5 protein-coding genes, 4 pseudogenes and 1 other annotated feature are annotated in these 6,791 nt (G+C 53.5%); of the genes and pseudogenes, 2 read left to right on the forward strand and 7 right to left on the reverse strand.

Translation table 11 applies throughout. The annotated features are described in order from the left end of the window. Window positions 1-112: 112 nt before the first annotated feature. A pseudogene (locus L6C30_RS13950) lies at window positions 113-943 on the forward strand (IS91-like element ISVsa3 family transposase); the annotation flags it as partial. Between the two features lie 175 nt (window positions 944-1,118). Here L6C30_RS13950 and L6C30_RS13955 read toward each other — a convergent pair. Continuing rightward, the gene (locus L6C30_RS13955) at window positions 1,119-1,421 is read right to left on the reverse strand and encodes a phosphoglucosamine mutase (RefSeq protein WP_000251875.1); all 303 of its coding nucleotides are present in this window, start codon (window positions 1,419-1,421) and stop codon (window positions 1,119-1,121) included. An 86-nt stretch (window positions 1,422-1,507) separates the two neighbouring features. After that, window positions 1,508-2,323, reverse strand: a complete 816-nt coding sequence (sul2, locus tag L6C30_RS13960; RefSeq protein ID WP_001043260.1) for a sulfonamide-resistant dihydropteroate synthase Sul2 — start codon at window positions 2,321-2,323, stop codon at window positions 1,508-1,510. Window positions 2,324-2,412: 89 nt separating this feature from the next. Here sul2 and L6C30_RS13965 point away from each other — a divergent pair. Further along, a pseudogene (locus tag L6C30_RS13965) lies at window positions 2,413-2,640 on the forward strand (IS4 family transposase); the annotation flags it as partial. 197 nt (window positions 2,641-2,837) lie between these two features. Here L6C30_RS13965 and L6C30_RS13970 read toward each other — a convergent pair. The 5 genes and pseudogenes from L6C30_RS13970 to L6C30_RS13985 form a co-directional block, all read right to left on the reverse strand. Then, window positions 2,838-3,518, reverse strand: coding sequence for a LysR family substrate-binding domain-containing protein (locus L6C30_RS13970; protein ID WP_109354582.1), 681 nt, complete (start codon window positions 3,516-3,518; stop codon window positions 2,838-2,840). 3 nt (window positions 3,519-3,521) lie between these two features. Continuing rightward, window positions 3,522-3,821 (reverse strand): annotated as a pseudogene (locus L6C30_RS14930) (LysR family transcriptional regulator); the annotation flags it as partial. A 27-nt stretch (window positions 3,822-3,848) separates the two neighbouring features. Further along, complete coding sequence (gene floR, locus L6C30_RS13975) at window positions 3,849-5,063, reverse strand: chloramphenicol/florfenicol efflux MFS transporter FloR (protein ID WP_000214119.1); 1,215 nt, start codon at window positions 5,061-5,063, stop codon at window positions 3,849-3,851. Between the two features lie 151 nt (window positions 5,064-5,214). Then, window positions 5,215-6,187, reverse strand: a pseudogene (locus tag L6C30_RS13980) (IS3 family transposase). Continuing rightward, window positions 5,782-5,898 (reverse strand) — a sequence feature (AL1L pseudoknot). It overlaps the preceding pseudogene by 117 nt. A gap of 182 nt (window positions 6,188-6,369) precedes the next feature. Next, complete coding sequence (locus tag L6C30_RS13985) at window positions 6,370-6,693, reverse strand: recombinase family protein (RefSeq protein ID WP_308444330.1); 324 nt, start codon at window positions 6,691-6,693, stop codon at window positions 6,370-6,372. Between the last annotated feature and the right edge of the window lie 98 nt (window positions 6,694-6,791).

Genomic DNA, 6,791 nt, shown 5'->3' on the forward strand with positions numbered 1-6,791 from the left:
CCCAAAGAATGATTTCGCCCTGAAAATGCCGACCATGGAAAGGATTCATATGCTGCACCTTTAGCTAAAACAGTCTTCAGCTTACCATTCGTGGTTATTTGCAACAGTGCCGCTGACGCACACCATCGCCCACCGGGTGGGTCGCTATCTGGAACGGCAAGGCCTGCTGGAACGGGATGTCGAAAACAGCTATCTGGCCTCGGATGCGGTGGATGACGACCCGATGACACCCCTGCTGGGGCACTCGATCACTTACCGTATCGCTGTCGGTTCACAGGCGGGGCGAAAGGTGTTCACTTTGCAAACTCTGCCGACCAGTGGTGATCCGTTCGGTGACGGGATTGGCAAGGTAGCCGGGTCCAGCCTGCACGCCGGCGTGGCGGCCAGGGCCGATGAACGCAAGAAGCTCGAACGGCTGTGCCGGTACATCAGCCGCCCGGCGGTATCCGAGAAGCGGCTGTCGTTAACACGAGGCGGCAACGTGCGCTACCAGCTCAAGACGCCGTACCGGGACGGCACCACGCACGTCATTTTCGAACCATTGGATTTCATTGCAAGGCTGGCCGCCCTGGTACCGAAGCCCAGAGTCAACCTAACCCGCTTCCACGGGGTGTTCGCACCCAACAGTCGGCACCGGGCGTTGGTCACGCCGGCAAAACGGGGCAGGGGCAACAAGGTCAGGGTGGCTGATGAACCGGCAACACCAGCACAACGGCGAGCGTCGATGACATGGGCGCAACGGCTCAAGCGTGTTTTCAATATCGACATCGAGACCTGCAGCGGCTGCGGCGGCGCCATGAAAGTCATCGCCTGCATTGAAGACCCTATAGTGATCAAGCAGATCCTTGATCACCTGAAGCACAAAGCCGAAACCAGCGGGACCAGGGCGTTACCCGAAAGCCGGGCGCCACCGGCTGAGCTGCTCCTGGGTCTGTTTGACTGACGAGCCTGAAGGCCAACGATACCAATCAAAATGCTGCGTTCACAGCGCCGCGGCAGGGATCCGCCGTGCTGGTTGTCGGAAAAGGAGCCGCTAGTGGGAAAGAGGAGGGTAAATTTTCAGCGTTGCTGGCTCCCCGTCAGCCGGATTGGGTTGCATCGCAGGGGTGTCGAAAGAGTCAACTGCGGTCCAAAGCTGTTGGACTTGGGTGAAAAGGGCGTTTATTCTTCCTATACGTTGTCGGCAGCGGGCCAAAAAGGAATACGTCCATGCCCATCGAGGTGAAACCGGCTGTGAGCGCGGGTTCAAGCATATAGCCCGACAGGCGCGTATCCTTGCCGATCACGACACGATGGCGGTGGTCACCGCGACGAAAGACACGGCCAGCCGCCATGCCGACGCGCAAGGCGGTTTCCGCCGTCATCGCGCCTTCGTTGGCTTTGCCACGAATACCGTCTGTGCCGAAATATTTGCGCACCATAAGGTCGATTATCCTGTCGTCGGGTCGCCCTCAAAGGGGACATGCCTGCTGAACCGCGAATATAGAGAAATATCCCGAATGTGCAGTTAACGAATTCTTGCGGTTTCTTTCAGCGCCGCCAATACCGCCAGCCCGTCGCGCAAGGGGCGCGGCTCGTGTGTGCGGATGAAGTCAGCTCCACCTGCGGCGGCGGCAAGCTCTGCAGCGAGTGTCGCGGCCCCGACATCCCCCGGACCACGGCCTGTGAGCGCGCGCAGAAAGGATTTGCGCGAAACAGACAGAAGCACCGGCAAATCGAAGCGCAGCCGCAATTCATCGAACCGCGCCAGCACCGAGAGCGAGGTTTCGGGAGCAGCCCCCAGAAAAAACCCCATGCCGGGATCAAGGACAAGGCGGTTGCGTTTGATACCGGCACCCGTCAGCGCCGCGATGCGCGCGTCAAAGAACGCCGCAATGTGATCCATGATGTCGCCAGCGGGTGCCTCGCGCCGATCTGCCTGCCCGTCTTGCACCGAATGCATAACGACGAGTTTGGCAGATGATTTCGCCAATTGCGGATAGAACGCAGCGTCTGGAAAACCGCGAATATCATTGAGATAGGCCACACCACGCGACAAGGCATAGGCTTGCGTCGCGGGTTGATAACTGTCGAGCGAGACGGGAATGCCATCTGCCTTGAGCGCGTCCAGCACCGGCGCGATACGCGCGATTTCTGTGTCGGACGAAACAGGCGCGGCGTCGGGATTGCTGGATGCCGGACCGAGGTCGATCACATCTGCCCCCTCGGCCATCAGCTTACGCGCCTGCGCAATGGCTGCGTCTGGCGCCAGATACCGGCCTCCATCGGAGAAACTGTCCGAGGTTATGTTGACGATGCCGAAAATGATGAGCGATTTATTCATGGGGGCTTCTATAATAATCTCTGTACACGACAAAAATAGATAACTCATTGAAATAATGTCACAATAATTGTTTTCTAACGACGAATACTATGACACATCTCAATGAGTTATATCTTATCTTAAACAAATCTCTAAAATGGAACAAGTCACATTTAAAGTGCTTTGCGCTCATCATGCTTGTGATTATTTTAAAGCAAACATGTAATCTTTCTTCTGCATCTAAAGCCTTGCCCATCAAGTGTTTACCACAATCATTTTATCGACGTATGCAGCGCTTCTTTGCAGGTCAGTATTTTGATTATCGTCAAATTTCTCAGTGTCATCACCAGAACGATGGTGATGACTACGGCGATCTGACCCCAAAGGATTCGGCCTCCGCGCAATGCAGGCTCCAGTCGGCAAAAGAGACGGAGCCGATCAGAGAGTAGGCAAAATCGGGACGGGCAACAGGAAAGAGGATGCCGGAGGGCTGCCGGATACTATCGGCGGCAAATAGGATGGATCGCCTGTGCCGTTATCGTGCCGGTCGAGTGCCATCCAGGAAACGATTGGGCGAATCGCCGTCACGCTTCATTTTGCCTGCGAGGTTGAGTAGATTTTTCAGTGCGGAGTTGCGATTGAACGGCGACCAGACGGCTGTAAAGGCAACCGGCTCCGGTTCATCGAGGAAGGGCAGGAAGACGATGCCGGTCGTCGGCAACAATGACGTTGCCTCGCCGACGATAGTGATGCCGAAGCCTTGTCCGACCATAGATAGCAGCGTGTCGCGCCCCACATCAAAGCGCCGGATCGACGGTGCGGGCCAACGCCCGGCAAGGCGCAGCACGATATGGTCATGGACCTGCGGGCCGGTGCCACCATAGCGAACAATGAAAGTCTCGCCGACCAGATCGGACCAAGTGATTGCGGACTGCCCGGCGAGGCGATGCCCATCCGATAGCACGGCCACCAGCGGTTCGGTCCAGATCGGTCGGGTATGGCAGTCGGGCATCTCGGGCTTGCCCGCGACGAACACCACGTCGAGCTGGTCAGCACGAAGCTGCATCACCGCATCGCGGGCTGTGCCTTCGGTGATCTCAACCTCAATGCCCGTATGTTCTTCCCGATAATGACGGATCAGCTCCGTGAGAAAGCTGCGTGGGATTAAGGCATGGATGCCGATGCGAAGCCGGCCGTATTCTCCTTGAGCTGTCATGCCTGCGGTCTTCACTGCGTGATCGAGTTGATCGACACCCGCCGTGACACGCTCCATGAAGTGCCTGCCTGCGTCTGTTAGCCGAACGCCCCGCGCATGGCGCTCAAATAGCAGGACACCAAGGTTATCCTCCAGCGCTTTCACACGCGCGCTGACGCTCGACTGGCTGATACCAAGTGCCTTGGCCGCATGCCGAAAATTCAGATGCTCGGCGACGGCGATGAACTGAACAAGGGAAATGAGCGGTATCCTGCCAGACAGGATACCGACATTCACGAGGTTTCGATGGTTAGTGCGCCGCATCGGAGCGGGCCTGCTACCAGTCGTCGGTTAGACGACTGGCGACTTCTCGGTGGCAGCCCCACGGAGCCGAAGGAGCACCAGCCCCAACGAAACCAGTACCGCCATCGCCGTGGCGTAACAGATCACGGGCCACGCTGTGTCACCGTTTAAAAGTGCCACCGCCAATGTCCCGACAATGCTGACTATCAGGCTTTGAACGCAGAAGTAGAACGCGACCGCTGATCCCGCGATGTCGTCGAACTCTGCCAAAGCGCCGTTCGCGGTAACGGACACCGTGAAGACAATACCGACCGCGACAACCCACATCGGTAGGATGAAGGTGAGGAATGACGGCGAGCCGTAAAGTTCGCCGATCCCCAACAGGACCGCTCCGCAAACAAGCAACGCCATCCCACGCGCCACGCATCCTGCGATGCCCCATCTGGCGACAAAGGACTTCGCGAAACGGGTTGTCACGATCATTACAAGCGCGACAGTGGCGAAGGCAAAGCTGAATCCGATCTCGGAATATTCCGCTTGGCCTATGAGCACACGGGGAGCCGTCGAGAAGAAGACGAAGAAGGTGCCCATACCGGCGCTAAAGCCGACAGTGTAAACCCAAAAAGCCGGACTCGCGAAGATCGGCAAGACAGATCGGCGCGTCTTGACTTGATCCAGAGGGCGGGTTTCGTGCCACCTGAAACCCGCATTTAGGAGTGCGAGCATCGCCAGTATAGCCAAAGTAATGAATATCGCCTGCCATCCCAAGAACTCGCCGATCAATGCTCCGGCGATAGGGCCGAGCGCAGGCACGAACGCCAGCATCGAACTGAAAAGGCCGTAGATGACGACACCCTCAGGACGGTTGGCATAAACGTCGCGAACCGTCGCGAACGTCGCCACCAGCATGGCCGACGCGCCCACTGCTTGAAGTAGACGGAAAGCGACAAAGGCCGGTGCAGTTGAAGACCAAGCTGCTCCCAGAGACGCAATGACGAAAGCCGTTGCGCCCGCAAGTAGAATTGGCCGTCGCCCGATTCTGTCTGAGAGCGGACCAAAAATCACCTGGCCCACGCCGAGCATCACCATATAGAGGCTCAACGTGAGTTGGATCATAGCGGGCGTCGTGTTCAGGATGCCGGGCATCGCTGGAACGACAGGGAGATAAATATCCATCGCCAGTGAAGCGAGGATGTCGAAAGGAGCCATCAGCAGCAGTGCTGCCGGCAGCGTATAGGCCCACGCGGGGCGTGTGGTGGTCATGACGAATCAACCCTCGATTAAGGAATACCGGGCGACGTCTGCTCGTCAGCAATCAGATGAGACTAGCCTTACAGAGCGCCGCAACAACAATACTGGTTGTTGCGGCTTACTTGTCTGCTGACTTGGAATTTCCCATCTGATTACTCCACGCTTACGAATATGAATTGCTACATTTTATCCGATTATCTTTTGCTTCGCAATGCGGCATGGACGCACTCAGCGTTCCAGCCCCCTCTGCCGCCCTAAATGCTTGCTCCAATGCATCGAGCACCATATCTGTATTCATCCGTGTCGATACTTTCCATCCAACAATTGCTCGTGAGAACACATCAATAATAAATGCAGTATAAACCCAGCCTGAATTTGTTTGAATATACGTAAAGTCACTCACCCACAGTTGGTCAGGATGATCAGCAGTAAAATTACGTTTTACCAAGTCATCCGCTCGTTTTTGATCATCTCGGCTACGGGTGGTTTGTTTGTTCTTACCACGCCAAACACCTTTTATACCTAGCTTTTGCATTAATCGAGCAACAGTACAGCGCGCAATAATATAGCCTTCACGTTTCAGTTTTTGCCAGACTTTACGTACACCATACCGACCTGAACTTTCCTTCCAAATTCGTTTAATCTCCTCAGCATGATGCAAGTCATGTAAATCTCGCTTTGCTCGATGTTCTGGATTTTCACAGAGATCTAGAGTCCGGTAATAGGTTGAAGGTGCGATCGGTAAAATTCTACAAATCGCCTCGACTCCGTACAGCTCTTTATTATTATGGATAAAATCCACCATTATTTGTGTGGGCGGTCGAGCTCCGCCTGGGCGAAAAAAGCGGCTGCTTTACGTAGAATTTCATTGGCGCGTTGCAGTTCTTTATTTTCGCGTTCGAGTTGTTTGATACGTTCTTGGTCTGAAAGCTGCTGTACTTTAACTGGATTTTGTTTATCTAAATATTTTTGATACCAAACACGTAGTGTTTCAGGAGTACAACCCTTGCGCAGTATACTGCTCAGGGAGCAATAGCGGTGATCGCAGCCCAATTCGATGGATAATCTTTCTCGGATTCAATCAATAATTGAACCGCTCTTTCTCTGATTTCAGGGGTATATTTTACTTTTTTCATCGGGACATTCTCTCAGAAAGCTTGGTCTCCGACAAACCCGGTACGGTTCAAAAATCTTCCATTGATTTATTTATATCTGTTAAACCAGTCGCATTATGAAATGTAATATAAGTAGAAATTTCAGTATAAATGGTCATGATCTTTTCTAAATTTGAATATCTAAGCGTCTTCATTAATCAACCTTATTGATTATTAGTTTCTTCTTTTAAAGCTCTTTGTACTGTTGCTATCCCTACTTTAAACTTTTCTGCAACACCTCTAAATGTTGAATTTTCTTCAGCCATTGCTTTTCGTATTTCAACATAGTCAACCTTCCGCTTTCTTCCCTTATATAAGCCCTTCGCTTTGGCTTTTGCAATTCCTTCCTTTTGACGCTCACGGATCATGGAGCGTTCAAACTCTGCAAATGCAGCAAGCATCTGAAACATGAGTTTATTTATTGCCGATTGTGCTACATCATGACTGAAGGTCAAATTCTCTTTATGAAAAATAAGGCACTGTTGCAAAGTTAGCGATGAGGCAGCCTTTTGTCTTATTCAAAGGCCTTACATTTCAAAAACTCTGCTTACCAGGCGCATTTCGCCCAGGGGATCACCATAATAAA

Origin of the sequence: Acinetobacter sp. KAM396 (assembly GCF_021602765.1) — a bacterium.
Classification (GTDB): Bacteria; Pseudomonadota; Gammaproteobacteria; order Pseudomonadales; family Moraxellaceae; genus Acinetobacter; species Acinetobacter towneri_A.